The 17,163-nt window shown below is 63.4% G+C and carries 20 protein-coding genes; 15 read left to right on the forward strand and 5 right to left on the reverse strand.

Annotation, left to right across the window (positions count from 1 at the left end; all coding sequences use genetic code 11):
• Window position 1: 1 nt before the first annotated feature.
• The 3 genes from CU669_RS07355 to CU669_RS07365 form a co-directional block, all read right to left on the reverse strand.
• Window positions 2-514 (reverse strand): pentapeptide repeat-containing protein, encoded by a 513-nt coding sequence (locus CU669_RS07355; protein WP_112143225.1) that lies wholly within the window; start codon window positions 512-514, stop codon window positions 2-4.
• Between the two features lie 161 nt (window positions 515-675).
• Window positions 676-1,683 carry a porphobilinogen synthase gene (gene hemB, locus CU669_RS07360; RefSeq protein WP_275667807.1) on the reverse strand — a complete coding sequence of 336 codons (1,008 nt, stop codon included), beginning with the start codon at window positions 1,681-1,683 and terminating at the stop codon, window positions 676-678.
• A gap of 3 nt (window positions 1,684-1,686) precedes the next feature.
• Complete coding sequence (locus CU669_RS07365; RefSeq protein WP_112143227.1) at window positions 1,687-2,979, reverse strand: O-acetylhomoserine aminocarboxypropyltransferase/cysteine synthase family protein; 1,293 nt, start codon at window positions 2,977-2,979, stop codon at window positions 1,687-1,689.
• A gap of 152 nt (window positions 2,980-3,131) precedes the next feature.
• On the opposite strand from CU669_RS07365, the gene CU669_RS07370 reads away from it, so the two are divergent.
• Complete coding sequence (locus CU669_RS07370) at window positions 3,132-4,193, forward strand: enoyl-CoA hydratase/isomerase family protein (RefSeq protein WP_112143229.1); 1,062 nt, start codon at window positions 3,132-3,134, stop codon at window positions 4,191-4,193.
• Window positions 4,194-4,202: 9 nt separating this feature from the next.
• Complete coding sequence (locus tag CU669_RS07375; protein ID WP_112143232.1) at window positions 4,203-4,409, forward strand: DUF6898 family protein; 207 nt, start codon at window positions 4,203-4,205, stop codon at window positions 4,407-4,409.
• 112 nt (window positions 4,410-4,521) lie between these two features.
• On the opposite strand, the gene CU669_RS07380 is transcribed toward CU669_RS07375, so the two are convergent.
• Entirely contained in the window at window positions 4,522-4,977 is a 456-nt protein-coding gene (locus tag CU669_RS07380; protein ID WP_112143234.1) for a MucR family transcriptional regulator, read from the reverse strand.
• A gap of 339 nt (window positions 4,978-5,316) precedes the next feature.
• Between CU669_RS07380 and rpiB the strand changes: the two genes are divergently transcribed.
• The 11 genes from rpiB to CU669_RS07435 all read left to right on the forward strand — a co-directional run bounded on the left by rpiB (window position 5,317) and on the right by CU669_RS07435 (window position 15,174).
• Window positions 5,317-5,754 (forward strand): ribose 5-phosphate isomerase B, encoded by a 438-nt coding sequence (gene rpiB, locus CU669_RS07385; RefSeq protein ID WP_112143236.1) that lies wholly within the window; start codon window positions 5,317-5,319, stop codon window positions 5,752-5,754.
• Window positions 5,755-5,785: 31 nt separating this feature from the next.
• On the forward strand, window positions 5,786-7,069 hold the full coding sequence (gene glyA / locus CU669_RS07390) for a serine hydroxymethyltransferase (RefSeq protein WP_112143238.1): 1,284 nt from the start codon (window positions 5,786-5,788) through the stop codon (window positions 7,067-7,069).
• A gap of 62 nt (window positions 7,070-7,131) precedes the next feature.
• Window positions 7,132-7,593: a transcriptional regulator NrdR gene (gene nrdR, locus CU669_RS07395; RefSeq protein ID WP_112143240.1), complete on the forward strand. Its 462-nt coding sequence runs from the start codon at window positions 7,132-7,134 to the stop codon at window positions 7,591-7,593.
• Window positions 7,594-7,624: 31 nt separating this feature from the next.
• Entirely contained in the window at window positions 7,625-8,701 is a 1,077-nt protein-coding gene (gene ribD / locus CU669_RS07400) for a bifunctional diaminohydroxyphosphoribosylaminopyrimidine deaminase/5-amino-6-(5-phosphoribosylamino)uracil reductase RibD (protein ID WP_112143648.1), read from the forward strand.
• Between the two features lie 18 nt (window positions 8,702-8,719).
• On the forward strand, window positions 8,720-9,313 hold the full coding sequence (locus tag CU669_RS07405; protein WP_112143242.1) for a riboflavin synthase: 594 nt from the start codon (window positions 8,720-8,722) through the stop codon (window positions 9,311-9,313).
• Complete coding sequence (gene ribB, locus CU669_RS07410) at window positions 9,285-10,433, forward strand: 3,4-dihydroxy-2-butanone-4-phosphate synthase (protein ID WP_112143244.1); 1,149 nt, start codon at window positions 9,285-9,287, stop codon at window positions 10,431-10,433. The genes CU669_RS07405 and ribB overlap by 29 nt, the downstream gene beginning before the upstream one ends.
• Window positions 10,434-10,448: 15 nt before the next feature.
• On the forward strand, window positions 10,449-10,901 hold the full coding sequence (gene ribH / locus CU669_RS07415; protein ID WP_112143246.1) for a 6,7-dimethyl-8-ribityllumazine synthase: 453 nt from the start codon (window positions 10,449-10,451) through the stop codon (window positions 10,899-10,901).
• On the forward strand, window positions 10,898-11,365 hold the full coding sequence (gene nusB / locus CU669_RS07420; RefSeq protein WP_112143248.1) for a transcription antitermination factor NusB: 468 nt from the start codon (window positions 10,898-10,900) through the stop codon (window positions 11,363-11,365). The genes ribH and nusB overlap by 4 nt, the downstream gene beginning before the upstream one ends.
• A complete protein-coding gene (thiL, locus tag CU669_RS07425) occupies window positions 11,365-12,360 on the forward strand; it encodes a thiamine-phosphate kinase (protein WP_112143250.1) in 996 nt (331 codons plus the stop codon). Before nusB ends, thiL begins: the two co-directional genes overlap by 1 nt.
• Before the next feature lie 30 nt (window positions 12,361-12,390).
• Window positions 12,391-12,849 carry a flagellar basal body-associated protein FliL gene (locus CU669_RS07430; protein WP_239988591.1) on the forward strand — a complete coding sequence of 153 codons (459 nt, stop codon included), beginning with the start codon at window positions 12,391-12,393 and terminating at the stop codon, window positions 12,847-12,849.
• Between the two features lie 243 nt (window positions 12,850-13,092).
• Complete coding sequence (locus CU669_RS07435) at window positions 13,093-15,174, forward strand: sodium-translocating pyrophosphatase (protein ID WP_112143252.1); 2,082 nt, start codon at window positions 13,093-13,095, stop codon at window positions 15,172-15,174.
• Window positions 15,175-15,393: 219 nt separating this feature from the next.
• On the opposite strand, the gene CU669_RS07440 is transcribed toward CU669_RS07435, so the two are convergent.
• Window positions 15,394-15,849 carry an outer membrane protein assembly factor BamE gene (locus tag CU669_RS07440; protein WP_112143254.1) on the reverse strand — a complete coding sequence of 152 codons (456 nt, stop codon included), beginning with the start codon at window positions 15,847-15,849 and terminating at the stop codon, window positions 15,394-15,396.
• 127 nt (window positions 15,850-15,976) lie between these two features.
• On the opposite strand from CU669_RS07440, the gene CU669_RS07445 reads away from it, so the two are divergent.
• Together CU669_RS07445 and CU669_RS07450 are read left to right on the forward strand one after the other, a co-directional pair.
• Window positions 15,977-16,522: a ubiquinol-cytochrome C chaperone family protein gene (locus CU669_RS07445; RefSeq protein ID WP_112143652.1), complete on the forward strand. Its 546-nt coding sequence runs from the start codon at window positions 15,977-15,979 to the stop codon at window positions 16,520-16,522.
• Window positions 16,519-17,067 carry a YceD family protein gene (locus CU669_RS07450; RefSeq protein WP_112143256.1) on the forward strand — a complete coding sequence of 183 codons (549 nt, stop codon included), beginning with the start codon at window positions 16,519-16,521 and terminating at the stop codon, window positions 17,065-17,067. The genes CU669_RS07445 and CU669_RS07450 overlap by 4 nt, the downstream gene beginning before the upstream one ends.
• Window positions 17,068-17,163 lie beyond the last annotated feature (96 nt).

Here is a 17,163-nt window from a genome sequence, read left to right on the forward strand (position 1 = left end):
TCTACTTGCACTGACCGATGGAGCCCTGGGCGCAGACCCGGCCGTCCGTCCAGACGGCACCCGTGAAATCGGCGCCGGTGAGGATCGCCTTGTTCAGGTTTGCCCCCTTGAAATTGGCTCCCATGGCCATGGCCTTGGTCAAGGTGGTGCTGGCAAGGTTGGCGCCCGTCAGATCGGCGCCCATCAACTGAGCGGCATGAAGGTGGGCGCGCTCCAGGTTGGCCTTGCTCAAGTTCGCCTTGGTCAGGTTGACCACCTGCATGCTGGAACCTGACAGGTTGGCCCCGCTCAAATCGGCTTCGTCCATACGGGCGGTGTCGTAATTGCCGCTATGCAGATCCTTGCCGGCCAGCTTGGCCTTCCGCAATTCACCGAAGGCGCACTGATTCTCCGGCTCGGCCTTGCAGGACGGATTGACCACTTCCTTGTCATTGGCAAGCGTCGGAGAGGCGAGGAGGAGAGAGACGCCGACAAGGAGGGCGGAGTTGGTCAAGCGCTTCAGGACTATCGGCATGGCAAGTGATCCTCCAGGGTAAAATTTTCAATGCTATGTGAAATATATCCTGCTTATGCCAAAAACCTTAGTCCACAGCATTGACTTTCATCAATAACACAACAATGATGTTAAATATGGGGTCGGCAATGCGGTTTGCCAAGTCGGGGCATGGATTCGCGCTATCGCGACAAGAGGCGGGCGGCTTCGGGGGCGGTATAGGTGAGGATGGCGTCACAGCCGGCGCGCTTGAAGGCCATCAGGCTTTCCAGCACCGCCTTGTCCCAGTCCAGCCAGCCGTTCAGGGCGGCGGCCTTCATCATGGCGTATTCGCCCGACACCTGATAGGCCAGGGTGGGAACCGCGAAGGACTCCTTGACCCGGCGCACGATGTCCAGATAGGGCAGGCCGGGCTTGACCATGATCATGTCGGCGCCTTCGGCCAGGTCGAGGGCCACTTCGCGCAACGCCTCGTCGGTATTGGCGGGGTCCATCTGATAGGTCTTCTTGTCGCCGCCCTTGAGCGCCGATTTTGATCCCACGGCATCGCGGAACGGGCCATAGAAGGCAGAGGCATACTTGGCGGCATAAGACAGAATACGGACAGGCTCTAATCCAGCGGAATCAAGGGCTTGCCGGATGGCCTTAATGCGGCCATCCATCATGTCGGACGGCGCGATGACGTCGCAGCCTGCCTCGGCCTGGATAATGGATTGGCGACAGAGGATCTCGACGGTGGCGTCGTTGACCACATAATTGTCGATCACCAGCCCGTCATGGCCGTCGCTGTTATAGGGGTCCAGCGCCACGTCGCAGATGATGCCCAGATTGGGCACCGCCTTCTTGACGGCGCGGACGGCGCGGCAGACCAGATTGTTGGGATTGACCGCCTCGGCGGCGTCGGGAGTCTTCAGGGACGGCTCGACCGAGGGAAACACCGCGATGGCGGGAATCCCCAGATCGGCGGCGCGCCGCGCCTCGTCCACCAGCAGATCGATGGAGACGCGGCTGACGCCCGGCATGGAGGCCACCTCCTGCCGCACGCCGTTTCCCTCGACCACGAAGACGGGCCAGATCAGATCATCGACGCTCAGGCGATGTTCCGAAACCAACCGCCGGGACCAGTCGTCCCGGCGGTTGCGCCGCATGCGGGTCAGGGGGAATTCGGCGTGAGGAAGGAAGTTGGTCAAGGCTTACGCGGCCTCCAAAGCCTGCTTGAGATCGGCGAGAATGTCGTCGATATGCTCGATTCCGACCGACAATCTCACATAGCCCGGCGTCACGCCAGAGGCCAACTGCTCGTCGGCGGTCAGCTGGGAGTGGGTGGTGCTGGCCGGGTGAATGGCCAGCGAACGGGCATCGCCGATATTGGCCACGTGATAGAACAGCTTCAGCGCGTTGATGAAACGGGCGCCCGCCTCGGCGCCGCCGGTCAGTTCGAAGCCCAGCAGACCGCCGTAGCCGCCCTTCAAGACGGCATCGGCGCGACGGCGAAGCTCGCCGGTCTGTTGGCTGGGATGGATCACCCGGCTGACCTTGGGATGCTTGGCGAGGAATTCCGACACCGCCTGGGCATTGCGGCAATGTTCGCGCATGCGCAGCGGCAGGGTTTCCAGCCCCTGCAGCGCCTGGAAGGCGTTGAACGGGCTGATGGCGGCGCCGATGTCGCGCAGAAGCACCACGCGGGCGCGAATGATATAGGCGATGGGGCCCAGCGGCCTGACCGCCTGCGACCATACGGCGCCGTGATAGCTGGGGTCGGGCTCGTTGAGCAGCGGAAAGCGCTTGCCCTGCTTTTCCCAATCGAAGCTGCCGCCGTCGATGATGGCGCCGCCGATGGTGGTGCCATGGCCGCCCAGGAACTTGGTGGTGGAATAGACCACGATATGGGCGCCCAGCGCCAAAGGCTTGCACAGGATCGGCGCGGCGGTGTTGTCGACGATCAGCGGCACACCGGTGGCATTGGCCAGCTTGGCCACTTCGGCGATGGGAAACACCTGCAGCTTGGGATTGGGCAGGGTCTCGGCATACCAGGCGCGGGTCTTGTCGTCGGTGGCGCGGACGAAGGCTTCCGGATCGGTGGGATCAACGAAACGGGCCTCGATGCCCATTTGCTTCATGGTGTTGGCGAACAGATTCCAGGTGCCGCCATACAGATCGGTGGAGGTGACGAAATTGTCGCCCGCCTGGGCCAGATTCAGGATGGCGAAGGTGCTGGCCGTCTGTCCCGAGGCCACCGCCAGACCGGCGACGCCGCCTTCCAGGGCGGCAAGGCGCTGTTCCAACACATCGGTGGTGGGATTCATGATGCGGGTGTAGATATTGCCGAATTCCTTCAGCGCGAACAGATTGGCGGCATGGTCGGTGTCGTTGAACTGGTAGGAGGTGGTCTGATAGATGGGAACCGCCACGGAATTGGTGGCGGGATCGGCGCGGTAGCCGGCGTGCAGCACGATGGTCTCGGGATTGGCGCTCGTCACGGTCATGGGCCTCGGGCTCCTGTGGGTGGCGGAGTGGAAATAGCGGAAGCGACAGCCTCGTTCGACTGAGGTCGCGTGGCAATCTAGAAAATTTCACACCAAAAGTTTCGTTGGTCAAGTTGTTAGCACACAAAGTTTGTGGATTAAATGGGGGAGCCATGAGCGGATCCGAGACCATATTCAGCAAGGACGGCGGCTTGGGCCGGGTCCGCCTCAATCGTCCCAAGGTTCTCAACGCCCTATCCGCCGCTCAATATCATGCGCTGACGGAAACACTGACCACATGGGAAGACGACGATTCCGTCGCCCTCGTCCTGGTGGAAGGCGAGGGGGAGCGAGCGTTTTGCGCGGGCGGTGACATCCGCATGGTGTGGGAGGCGCAAGCCCGTGGCGACCACGATTTCAACCGCCAAATCTTTCGCACGGAATATCGGCTGAACCGCCGTATCCATCACTATCCCAAGCCCTATATCGCCATCCTGGACGGCATCGTCATGGGGGGCGGCGCCGGAATTTCCATCAACGGGAAATGGCGCATCGCCACCGAGCGCACCCAATTCGCCATGCCGGAAACAGGCATCGGCTTTTTCCCCGATGTGGGCGCCACCTCATTCCTTGGGCGATGTCCCGGTGCTCTCGGGCTCTATCTTGGCCTGACCGGGGCGCGGCTGGGTCCGGCCGATTGCGTCGCGGCCGGTCTGGCCACCCATTTCGTGCCGCAGGCCGAGTTGGATGCCATGACCGCAAAGTTCCTCGTCGCGGCGGCTTCCAGTGATTCGGGAGGGGCGGCCGAAGATGTCCTTCGTCGTTTTCATCGCGATCCCGGGCCTGGCCCCATGGCTCTGCGCGCCGCCGAGGTGGATCGCTGCTTCGGCAGGGGCACCTTGGGTGACATCCTGGCCGCGCTGCGTTCGGAAAAGTCCGACTGGGCCTGGGACACGGTGGAGGATCTGAGCTCTCGCTCTCCCACCAGCCTCGCCGTGACCTTTCGCCAGTTGACCGAGGGCAGGGGGCTGGCGTTTGACGACGCCATCCGTCGTGAATTTCGGCTGGCCTGCCGGTTTCTCGCCGGACGAGACCTGTTCGAGGGCATTCGCGCCCAGGTGATTCATAAGGATCGCCGACCAAACTGGTCGCCCGCCAGTCTATCCGAAGTCGATGAAATCGCGGTCGACGGCTATTTCGCGTCGCTGGGTGGCGATGAACTTCCCCTTCCATAAGGACGAAACATGGCCCTGAACGGCGAGGTACTGTTCGAATTCCGCCAGATCGGCAATAGCGTCAAGGTGACCGCCTTTCACTGCGACAGCCTGACCGAAATCTCGGTGGTCGGTCCCGTCAGCGCCGGAGAAACGCGGCTGAAGCAACTGGCGCTGCGGAAATTGGACTATGTCCTGGCGAAGAATGGCGGTGTCAAACGTTCTGAAGAGAGGTGACGCTGGCCGCTGATGACGTGTCGGAAAAGCGCTTGCGATTGGGCTTCGCCCGCAAAATAAAAGGTCGACCCCGTGGGGGGCCGACCTTCCTCTTGGATGTTCGCGACAAGGGCTAGCGGCGCGGCTTGCGCGGAGTCTTGTCCACCGTCTCGCCCGCCTTGCGACCAAGACCGATCTTCTTGGCGAACTCGGATCGCTGGGCGGCGTAATTGGGGGCGACCATGGGATAGTCGGGCGGCAGCCCCCACTTGGCGCGGTATTCGTCCGGCGTCATGTTGTAGGTGGTGCGCAGATGCCGCTTCAGCATCTTCAGCTTCTTTCCGTCCTCAAGGCAGATGATGTAGTCGGCGGTAACCGACCTCTTGACGGAAATAGCCGGCTTCGGCGCTTCGGATTTGGCTTCCACATGCCCACCCTCCAAGGAGGACAGGGATCCGTAGACCGTATTGATCAGGTCGGGCAGCTGGTTGGCCGAGACCGGATTCTTACCGACATAGGCGGAAACCACGTCGGTCACCATGCGAAGAATGTCTTCGCGATTGGCTTTGTCGATGTTTGCATCACTCATATGACGATCCAACCAGAGTATGTTGCCATCATTGAATCAATGAATGCATGTCTCGTCTTGGGTGTCAATTCGAAATTGAATCGCGAGAATAATGAATTCTTTGCCGACTCCGACAACTGAGTAATCACCATGCCAATTGGGATGGAAATACGCCGACGCTACGTCGGGAGTTGGTCGCTTCTATTGCCTGGGCCATCGGAAAACCTCGCGGCATTGCAAAAAGCCTGTTGATGTCGGCGGAGGATCGGCTTTGGCCCATGAGGTTGTGGCGCATTGGCAAACCAGTCCGATATATGGTATCTAGCCCATTCGTCCTCAAGGCAGTCGAGGTGTCCGGGAATGAGTTCGAAAACCATCGCCATCGCGTCCGATCACGGCGGCGTCGAATTGAAGGCGCAATTGGCCAAGGCCCTGGCCGATTGGGGGTGGGGCGTGCTTGATCTCGGCACCGATGGCCCCGCCTCGGTGGACTATCCCGATTACGCCGCCAAGGTGGCCGAGGCGCTGAAGGCCGGCAAGGCGGCGCGCGCCGTGTTGCTGTGCGGCACCGGCATCGGCATTTCCATCGCCGCCAACCGTTTCCGCCATCTGCGCGCCGCCCTGGTGCACGACGCCTTCGGCGCCCGCATGTGCCGCCAGCACAATGACGCCAACGTCCTGGTGATGGGCGGGCGCACCATTGGGCCCGAAGTCGCCCGCGACTGCCTCAAGATCTTCCTCGAGACCGAATTCGAGGGCGGTCGCCATGCGGGGCGCGTCGCCAAGTTTTCCGAATGATGTCCAGACCAGCCAAGTCGAAAGAGAACCCATGACCAGTTCAGCCACCGACGCCTTTTTCCGCACTCCCCTGGCCGAGCGCGATCCCGAGATTTTCGGCGCCATCGCCAAGGAGTTGGCGCGCCAGCAGGATCAGATCGAGCTGATCGCGTCCGAGAACATCGTCTCGAAGGCGGTGCTGGAGGCCCAGGGGTCGGTCATGACCAACAAATATGCCGAGGGCTATCCGGGCAAGCGCTATTACGGCGGCTGCGAGTTCGTCGACATCGCCGAGCAGCTGGCCATCGACCGCGCCTGCAAGATCTTCGGCTGCACCTACGCCAACGTGCAGCCCAGCTCGGGCTCGCAGGCCAATCAGGGCGTGTTCATGGCGCTGCTGCAGCCGGGCGACACCATCATGGGCATGAGCCTCGCCGCCGGTGGCCATCTCACCCACGGCGCCGCCCCCAATCAGTCGGGCAAGTGGTTCAAGGCCGTCCAGTACGGCGTGCGCCAGCAGGATTCCCAGATCGATTTCGGCGAGGTGGAGGAACTGGCCCGCGCCAATAAGCCCAAGCTGATCATCGCAGGCGGTTCCGCCTATCCGCGCGAGATCGACTTCGCCCGCTTCCGCAAGATCGCCGACGAGGTCGGCGCCCTGTTCATGGTGGACATGGCCCATTTCGCCGGTCTGGTGGCGGGTGGCGCCTATCCCAGCCCGCTGCCCCATGCCCATGTGGTCACCACCACCACCCATAAGACCCTGCGCGGCCCGCGCGGCGGCATGATCCTGTCCAACGATCCCGATATCGGCAAGAAGATCAACTCTGCCATCTTCCCCGGCATCCAGGGCGGCCCGCTGATGCATGTGATCGCAGGCAAGGCGGTGGCCTTCGGCGAGGCGCTGCGGCCCGAGTTCAAGCTCTATGCCCGTCAGGTGGTGGACAATGCCCGCGCCCTGGCCGACGTGCTGGTGCGGCGCGGCCTCGACATCGTCTCGGGGGGCACCGATTCCCATCTGATGCTGGTGGATCTGCGCCCCAAGAAGCTGACCGGCAAGGCCGCCGAGGCCAGCCTGGAGCGGGCGGGCATGACCTGCAACAAGAACGGCATCCCGTTCGATCCGGAAAAGCCCACCATCACCTCGGGCGTCCGTCTCGGCACCCCGGCGGCGACCACGCGCGGCTTCGGCGTCGCCGAGTTCCGCCAAGTGGGCGAGTTGATCGGCGACGTGCTGGACGGCTTGGCCGCCAATCCGGACGACAACTCGGCGGCGGAATTGGGCGCTCGCACCAAGGTTACGGAGCTGTGCAAGCGGTTTCCGATCTATCAATAGAACGACGACCAGGGTGAGGGGGCGAACAAGCGCTCCCCGCCGCAGTTTGGGGGGATTACGTCATGCGGTGTCCGTTTTGCGGTCACGAAGATACCCAGGTGAAGGATTCGCGGCCGACCGAGGATAACTCGGCCATCCGCCGTCGGCGGTCCTGCCCGGAATGCGGCTCGCGCTTCACCACCTTCGAGCGGGTGCAGATCCGCGATCTGGTGGTGATCAAGAAGGATGGCTCGCGCTCGCCCTTCGATCGCGACAAGGTTCTGAAGTCGCTAAAGATATCGCTGCGCAAGCGGCCGGTGGACGAAGAACAGATCGAACGCATCGTCAACGGCATCCATCGCCGCCTGGAAAGCATGGGCGAGAACGAGGTGCCGAGCAAATTCATCGGCGAGTTGGTGATGGAGGTGCTGATGGACCTCGACAAGGTCGCCTATGTCCGCTACGCCTCGGTCTACCGCAATTTCCGCGAAGCCAAGGACTTCGAGGATTTCCTGGGGAAGATGGTTGTCCCACGCCTCGATTGATCGGTCCCAGGTCGAGATCGACCTGGGCCATATGCGCGCCGCCCTGGCCTTGGCTCGGCGCGGCTTGGGGACCGTGTGGCCCAATCCCGCGGTGGGCTGCGTCATCGTCAATGGCGGACGCGTCGTCGGGCGGGGTTGGACCCAGCCGGGCGGCCGTCCCCATGCCGAGACCGAGGCGCTGGCCATGGCGGGAGACGCCGCCAGGGGCGCCACCGTCTATGTGACCTTGGAGCCCTGCGCCCATCACGGCAAGACGCCGCCCTGCGCCGAGGCCCTGATCAAGGCGGGCATCACCCGTGCGGTGGTCGCCGTCCAAGATCCCGACGACCGGGTGGCGGGCAAGGGCGTCGCCATGCTCGCCCGCGCCGGGATCAAGGTGGTGGAAGGCATGCTGGAGGCCGAGGCCACCGAGCTTAACGCCGGATTCTTCCAGCGTGTCGGCACCGGACGACCGCTGGTGACCCTGAAACTGGCCAGCACGCTCGACGGCCGCATCGCCACCCATTCCGGCGAAAGCAAATGGATCACCGGCGAGCCCGCTCGCATGGCGTCGCATCTGCTGCGGGCGGAAAACGACGTCATCATGGTGGGCAGCGGCACCGCGCTGCATGACGATCCCGATCTGACCTGCCGCCTCAATGGGCTGGAAGAGCATTCGCCGGTTCGCGTGGTGGTGGACGGCCGGTTGCGGCTGCCATTGACCAGCCGGTTAGTGGCCACCGCCAATGACATTCCCACCTGGGTGCTGACCCTGGACGGTTGCGATCCGGCGCGGCGCGAGGCATTCGAGGATGCCGGGGTGGATGTGGTTGAAATTCCCGCCGGCGCCCGGGGCTCCATCGATCTGGAACTGGCGCTTCAAGCCTTGTCCGAAAGCGGTGTGACCCGCGTTCTGGTGGAGGGCGGCGCCCATCTCTCGGCGGCTTTGTTGCAGGCCGGTCTGGTGGATCGGCTGATTTGGTTCCGCTCTCCGCGCATCATGGGCGGCGACGGATTGCCTGCCGCCCAGGCCTTCGGCATCGATCATCTGGCCCAGACGCCTCGCTTCGAGCGCATGGACATCCGTCCGGTGGGCGACGACGTGATGGAAACCTATTCCCGTCTATAGAGAAGGACGCAGACCTCCATGTTCACCGGCATCGTCACCGATCTTGGCGAGGTCCGGCGGGTGATTCGGGGCGAAGGCCGCGAGACCCGCTTCGAAATCTCCAGTCATTACGACTCCGCCACCATCGCCATGGGGGCCAGCATCGCCCATAACGGCGTCTGCCTGACCATCGTCGAGACCGGCCCCGGCTGGCATGCGGTGGAGGCTTCGGCCGAGACCCTGTCCAAGACCACCCTGGGCGGCTGGTCCGAGGGAACCCGGATCAATCTGGAGCGGGCGTTGAAGGTGGGCGACGAGCTGGGCGGCCATATCGTCTCGGGCCATGTGGACGGAATCGCCACGGTGATCAGCATCACGCCGGAGAACGAGTCCAAGCGTTACGTCTTCGAAACCCCGGCCGATCTCGCCAAATTCGTCGCCCCCAAGGGCTCGGTGGCGCTGGACGGCGTGTCCCTGACCGTCAACGAGGTTGAAGGACGCCGCTTCGGGGTCAATATCATTCCCCATACCCAGTCGGTGACCACCTTCGGCACTTATAAGCCCGGCGACGCCGTGAATATGGAAATCGACATGCTGGCGCGCTATGTTGCGCGCCTTCTGGAAAGGGATTAGGCCCGTCGTGTCCGAATATCATCAGTACCTGTCCTCCATCGAGGACATCATCGAGGAAGCCCGCCAGGGCCGCATGTTCATCCTTGTGGACGACGAGGACCGGGAGAACGAGGGCGACCTCGTCATTCCGGCCGAGATGGCCAGTCCCGAGGCGGTCAATTTCATGGCCCGTTACGGACGCGGGCTGATCTGCCTGACCCTGACGCGGGCCAGGGTCGAGGATCTCGGCCTCACCCTGATGAGCACCGACAACGGCACCCGCATGCAGACCGCCTTCACCGTGTCCATCGAGGCCCGCGAAGGCGTCACCACCGGCATTTCCGCCGCTGACCGCTCGCGCACCGTCCAGGTCGCCATCGACCCTGCCAAGGGCCGCCACGACATCGTCACCCCCGGCCACGTGTTCCCGCTGGTGGCCCGCGACGGCGGCGTGCTGGTGCGCGCCGGTCACACCGAGGCGGCGGTGGATATCTCGCGGCTGGCGGGGCTCAACCCGTCCGGCGTGATCTGCGAGATCATGAACGACGACGGCACCATGGCCCGCATGCCCGATCTGGTGAAATTCGCCGTCCATCACGGACTGAAGATCGCGACCATCGCCGATCTGATCGCCTATCGCCGTCGCAACGACAAGATCGTCGCCCGCGACATGGACGCGCCGTTCCATTCCAAATGGGGCGGCGACTGGCGCATGATGGTCTACACCAACACCGTGGCCTATGCCGAGCACATCGCCCTGGTGAAGGGCGATCTGGGCGGCGACAAGCCGGTGATGGTCCGTGTTCACGCGGTCAACGTGCTGGACGACGTGCTGGGCGACCAGGGCTCGGGCAAGGCCGGGCAGCTTCATTCCGCCATGGAAATGATTGCCGAGCACGGCAGCGGCGTGGTGGTCCTGATCCGCGAGCCGCGCCCCACCAGCCTGTCCGACCGCGTCCGCGCCCAGTTGGAGCGCCGTCCGGCGGCACCGGAACTGCGCGATTACGGCGTCGGCGCCCAGATCCTGCTGGATCTCGGCATCCACGAAATGATTCTGCTGTCCAACACCAAGCGTTCCATCGTCGGTCTCGACGGATATGGGCTTAAAGTGGTGGAGCAGCGGCCGATTCCGGTCGGCTGAGAAGGAGTTACGACCATGTCCCGCGTGCTGATCATCGAGGCCCGCTTCTACGACCATATCGCCGACGGCTTGCTGGCCGGGGCGCGGGCCGAGTTCAAGAAGGCCAATGTCGAGCACGAGTTGTTGGTGGTTCCCGGCATCTTCGAGCTGCCGACGGCGCTGAAGCTGGTGCTGACGGCCGCCGAGCAGGGCAACGACAAGGCCCGCTACGACGGCTTCGTCACCCTGGGCTGTGCCATTCGGGGCGAGTCCGACCATTATCACCATGTGGGAACCGAATGCATGCGCGGCATCGCCGATCTGTCCATGGCCTATGATCTGGCCCTGGGCAATGGGGTGCTGACCGTCCACAACGAGGCCCAGGCCCTGGCGCGGTCCGATCCGGCGCGCAAGAATCTGGGCGGACAGGCGGCGCGGGCCTGCCTGCGCATGATGGCGGTCAAGCGCGAACTTGGACTCGGCTCATGAACACGAACCCCTCCGTCGCCCGGCGCAGCGCCGCCCGTCTGGCCGCCATCCAGGCGCTTTATCAGATGGAAATGACCGGAGTCTCCGACGAGCAGGCGCTTTTGGATTCCAAGGCGCGGCGCACCGAGGAGCCCAGGGGCCGCATGGCCGAACCGGATTCCTCGTTGCTGGGCCAGATCGTGCGCGGCGTCTCGGGCGATACGGCGCGACTGGACCGGCCCATCGGCGAGGCCTTGACCGGCGATTGGTCGGTGGAGCGGCTGGAAGCCATCCTGCGCGCCATCATGAGGGCAGGGGCCTGGGAGTTGCTGGCGCGGCCGCAAACCCCGACGCGGGTTTGCATCTCCGAATGGGTCGATGTGGCCCATGCCTTCTATTCCGGGCCGGAGCCGGGGCTGGTCAATGCCGTCCTCGACCGTCTGGCCCAGATGCTCCGACCGGAGGCGTCGGGAAAGGGAGAGTAATGGTCGGGACGGCTCTCGACGAATTCGCCCTGATCGCCGAACTGTTCGCGCCGCTGGCGGCGGGCTGCCCCGGCGCCCTGGGGCTGACCGACGACGCCGCCTTCCTTGCCGCCGCCCCCGGCTTCGACACCGTGGTCACCATGGATGCCATGGTGGAAGGCGTTCACTTCCTGCCCGACGATCCCCCCGACCTGATCGCCCGCAAGCTGGTGCGGGTCAATCTCTCCGATCTGGCCGCCAAGGGGGCCAAGCCCGTCCATGTGATGCTGGCGGCGGCCTTCGTGGCGGGAACCTCGGAGGATTGGCTGCGGCGCTTCGCCCAAGGATTACGGCAAGACCTTGAGGAATACGGTGTCGCGCTGATCGGCGGCGACACTGTTTCGACACCTGGGCCGCTCAGTCTGACCCTGACCGCCTTCGGGCGGGTGGAGGCGGGGCGGGGAATTCTGCGATCGGGCGCCAAAGTGGGTCACGATGTCTGGCTATCGGGCAGTCTGGGCGACGCGGCCTTGGGCCTGAAGGCCATCAGGGGCCAGCTATCGGGAGTGGACGAAGGCCACCTGTCGTTCCTGGCGGGACGTTACCGGCTTCCATCGCCGAGGCTTCGGCTGGGGCAGGGGTTGGTGGGACTGGCCGCTTCGGGCATGGATGTGTCCGACGGACTGGTGCAGGATCTGGGGCATATCTGCCGCGCCTCTGGAGTCGGCGCCGAGATCGAGGCGGCGCGGCTGCCTTTGTCGCGGGCCGCGGCCCAGGCCATCGCCGGAAATCAGTCGTTGCTTGCCCTGGCGTTGGAGGGAGGCGATGATTACGAGTTGCTGTTCACCGCCGATCCCGCGCTTGCCGAATCATTGCGGCGGCTGGCGACGGCGACGGCGACGCCGCTCACGCCGATCGGGCGAATTGTGTCGGCGGAATCGGTGACGGCGGTTAGGGTGCTGGGGGCCGACGGGCGACCCGTTCCCACCGGCAGGGGCGGCTGGCGCCATTTCTGACCGCCGGTCGATAATAGGGGGAATAGTGGTTTGGGCCGACTGATTATCATCATTGTCGCTTTGCTTGTGCTGATCGGCGGAGGCGTCGGGGGAATGTATTTCTTCGGCATCGATCCGCTGGTCAAACTGGGGATCTCGGCCCCCGCCGTTCACCAGGACGAGCCGCCGCCGCCGCCGCTGCCGCCCAGCTACGTGGAATTCGGCGTTCTGATCATTCCGGTCATCCAGGACCGTGAGGTCAAGAAGCAGGCGGAAATGATCGTGCGATTACAGGTCGAGCCCAAGAACAAGGAAATCGTCGCCAAGAATTTGCCCCGTCTCCAGAACGCCTTCCTGGGCGATATGATCGGCTTTCTCAGCGTCACGGTGCGCGAGGGCCAGCCGCTTGACGTGGTTGCCATCCAAAACCGTCTGCTCATGACCGGCGACAAGACCCTGGGGGCCGGATTCCTGAAGGACGTGGTCGTCGAGAACCCCGTCCTGAAGTGATTGCCGCCCAAAAGTGTGGGCCGGGAATACTGGCGGAACCCGCCCGATCGAGTATGCGTAAATGCCGTCGTCGATCCATAATTACGCGCCGGACCCTGGATTCCTTCCAATTAGTCCGGTGTTTGTGAGGCGTGGCAGCATTTTATTGCATAGCCCTGCTTAATCTGGCAGTTTCACAACGCTTCCGTCGTGCTCCAAAGCGAGATGCGACGCCAAGAAAGTTCATCAGGGGATTCGACCAAAATGACCAACCTCTTCGTGATCGCATGCGGCGTTCTGGCGCTGCTGTACGGGGTCTACGCCATTAAATCCGTCATGGCGACCTCGGCCGGCACCGCTCGGATGCAGGAAATCGCTGCCGCCGTTCAGGAAGGCGCCGCCGCCTATCTGAACCGCCAGTATACCACCATTGCCATGGTCGGCGTTGTCGTCGCCATCATTCTTGCCGCCCGCCTGGGCATCTATCAGGCCGTCGGCTTCGTCATCGGCGCGGCGCTTTCCGGCGCGGCCGGTTATGTCGGCATGTTCGTTTCGGTCCGCGCCAATGTGCGCACCGCCGAGGCTGCCCGTTCGGGTGGCATGCAGCAGGCCCTGGACGTGGCCTTCAAGTCTGGCGCCATCACCGGTTTGCTGGTGGTCGGCCTGGGTCTGATCGGCGTCGCGGGCTATTACATGGTGCTCAAGGGCTCGGGCATGGATCCGCGCAGCCTGCTCGAAGCGCTGGTCGCCCTGTCCTTCGGCGCCTCGCTGATCTCCATCTTCGCCCGTCTGGGCGGTGGTATCTTCACCAAGGGTGCCGATGTGGGCGCCGATCTGGTGGGCAAGGTCGAAGCGGGTATCCCCGAGGATGACCCCCGCAACCCGGCCGTGATCGCCGACAACGTGGGTGACAATGTGGGCGATTGCGCCGGCATGGCCGCCGATCTGTTCGAGACCTATGCCGTGACCATCGTCGGCACCATGCTTCTGGGCTCGATCTTCTTCACCGGTGCGGCTCAAGAAACCATGATGATGCTGCCGCTGGTCATCTGCGCGGTTTGCATCTTCGCCTCCATCATCGGCACCTTCTTCGTGAAGTTGGGCGCCAGCAACAACATCATGGCCGCGCTGTACAAGGGCGTGATCGTGACCGCCGTCATTTCAGCGGTTCTGATCGCCATTGTCATCAACGTCACTCTCGGTGGCTTCGACGCCAAGTTCATGGCGGCGGGCAAGGAAATCACCGGCATGGGGCTGTATATCTGCGCCCTGATCGGCCTGATCGTCACCGGTCTTCTGGTGTGGATCACCGAGTACTACACCGGCACCGACTACCGTCCGGTCAAGTCGGTGGCCGAGGCCTCGACCACCGGCCACGGCACCAACGTCATCCAGGGTCTGGCGGTTTCCATGGAAGCCACTGCCCTGCCGGTGCTGGTGATCTGCGTCGCCATCATCGTCGCCTTCAAGATCGCCGGCCTGTTCGGCATCTCGGTATCCGCGACCACCATGCTGGCCCTGGCCGGTATGATCGTGGCCCTGGACGCCTATGGCCCGGTGACCGATAACGCCGGTGGCATCGCTGAAATGGCCGAACTGCCCAAGGAAGTCCGCAAGGTCACCGACGCGCTCGACGCCGTCGGCAACACCACCAAGGCGGTCACCAAGGGCTATGCCATCGGTTCGGCCGCCCTGGCCTCGCTGGTGCTGTTCGCCGCCTATACCGAGGATCTGCACCACTACTTCCCCAATCTGAACATTCAGTTCAGCCTGGAAGATCCCTATGTGGTGATCGGTCTGTTCCTCGGCGGTCTGCTCCCCTATCTGTTCGGTGCCATGGGCATGCAGGCAGTGGGGCGCGCCGCCGGTTCCGTGGTGGTGGAAGTCCGCCGCCAGTTCAAGGAAATCCCCGGCATCATGGAAGGCACCGCCAAGCCCGACTACGGTCGTGCCGTGGACATGCTGACCAAGGCCGCCATCAAGGAAATGATCATCCCGTCCATGCTGCCGGTTCTGTCTCCGGTGGTGCTGTACTTCGTGATCCTCCTTGCCGCCGACCAGAAGGCCGCTTTCACCGCCATGGGCGCCATGCTGCTGGGCACCATCGTGACCGGCCTGTTCGTCGCCATCTCGATGACCTCGGGTGGTGGTGCTTGGGATAACGCCAAGAAGTACATCGAGGACGGCCATCATGGTGGCAAGGGTTCCGACGCCCACAAGGCGGCGGTGACCGGCGACACCGTCGGCGATCCCTACAAGGACACCGCCGGCCCGGCCGTCAACCCGATGATCAAGATCATCAACATTGTCGCCATTCTGCTGTTGGCGATGGTTGCGGGTCACTGATCGAACGGGCGTGGTCGATACCGGCGAACCATCGTGTTCGTCGGTATCCAGCCGCCATTGAGGCGGCGGCCCCTCAGCAGGGCCCTTGCCCCTGCGAGGCCTTTGGGAAGGGCGCGGAAGCGCCCGCCCGGCGAGGGACCATGAATAAGAAAACCCCGGTCGGAAACGACCGGGGTTTTTGATTCCCGAGGGGGAGGAGAAAGCGCGAAGGAGGGGGAGCTACTTCTCTTTGCCTTCCTTGGAGAACTTGCCCACATTGCCCATCAACTGGCGCAAAATGGTCATTTCGGTGCCTGCGGTGGGGGTCTCGCGGTCGACCGGAGTAACCTCCTTGCCGTCACGCAAATTCCGGGTTTCCAAAGCGCGAACGATGCCGTTGCGGTCGAATACCACGCTGATGATCTTGCGTTCCTTGATCTCGGGCTCCAAGAAGGCCTTGCGCTCGAACACCGAGGAGATGTAGTGCCAGGTCTCATCGCCGAACGGGGCCACGTTGGACGGCGTCCCCAGCAGGGCCTGCACATCGTCGCGGGACGTGGTTCCCACCTTGACCAGTTCAAGCTGTTCGGGCGGCGGCAGGTTGCCGCGCAATTCGATGATGGGGTCACAGGCGACGGCGCCAAGGGCCGTGCTTGCGACGAAAAGGGCAAGGCGGATTCGGTGAAGGTTTTTCATGCGCTCTGCAGCCGAAGCATTGACGGATACGGCCACCGCGGCCAATGTGAGGCGAGATTGCACCTCGCTCCTTCATCTTGTCAACGCCGTCTCCGTGTACGAGGCGCCGCGACGCCGGGAAACCCAAATGGCCTTTCTTAAAATCGGCGAGCGCCGCCGTCGCGACCGCATCGCGCATGCCCTTTACGTCACCATCATCGAACAATCCCGCCGTCCGGAATTTTATGTTCGGCATGGCGTTCCCGATACCCTGGACGGCCGGTTCGACCTGATCGTGCTGCATGCCTTTCTCGTCATGCGTCGCCTAAAGGGCATCACCTCGGCGGGGGAGGAGGCCCGTGCCATCTCGCAGGCCTTGTTCGACCTGATGTTCGACGACATGGATCAGAACCTGCGGGAAATGGGCGTGGGCGACATGTCGGTGGGAAAGCGGGTCAAGCAGATGGCGCGCGCCTTTTACGGCCGGGTTGCCGCCTACGAGGCCGCCCTGGGCGGGGATGGAATGGCCGGGGCACTCATTCGCAATTTGTACGGCACCGTGGAGGCGCCGCCGCCGCCCGAGTCCCCGGTCGCCATGGCCGCCTATGCCCTGCAATGCGCCGAGTCACTGGATGGCCAGGATGATTCCGCCATTCTGAGCGGGCGCGTTACTTTTGCCGAGGTGGCGGGATGATTAAGGTCGAGACGCCGCCGGAATTCTCCCGTCCACTCCTGGTTGACGCCCTGCCGGCCAAGATAAGCCGCCAGTCCATCGAGGCCGATTCCGACGAACGCGCCGCCATCGCAACGCGATTGGATTTGGTCGAGATCAAGTCGCTGAGCGCCAAGATATCGCTAGAGCCCTTGGGCCGTACCGGCCTGATCCGCGTCAATGGCCGGTTGACGGCCGAGGTGGTGCAGACCTGCTGCGTCACCCTGGCACCCATTGCCGCCGTGATCGAGGATGAATTCCAGCTGACTTTCGGCCCCCCTGAAGCGGAACTGGATGAAGCGGAGGAAATAGAGGTATCATGGGATGGAGAGGATCCGCCCGATCCCATTACCGACGGCGCCATTGATATCGGCGAACTGGTGGTGGAACATCTGGCCCTCGCATTGGACCCGTTTCCGAGGGCTCCCGATGCGGCGTTCGAGCCGCCGCCGGAGCCCGAGGACACTTCCGAGGCGAAGCCAAATCCCTTCGCCGTCCTGGCTGCCTTGCGCCAGAAAAAGGAGTGATGGCGTTAAAAAGATGGGTGGGGGAAAGCATCCCCTTGCTCTGGCCGGTCTTTTTGGCTAATAAACCACCCTTTCCCATCATGGGTCGAAGTGAGT

It is taken from the genome of Paramagnetospirillum kuznetsovii (assembly GCF_003284725.1).
Taxonomy (GTDB): Bacteria; Pseudomonadota; Alphaproteobacteria; order Rhodospirillales; family Magnetospirillaceae; genus Phaeospirillum; species Phaeospirillum kuznetsovii.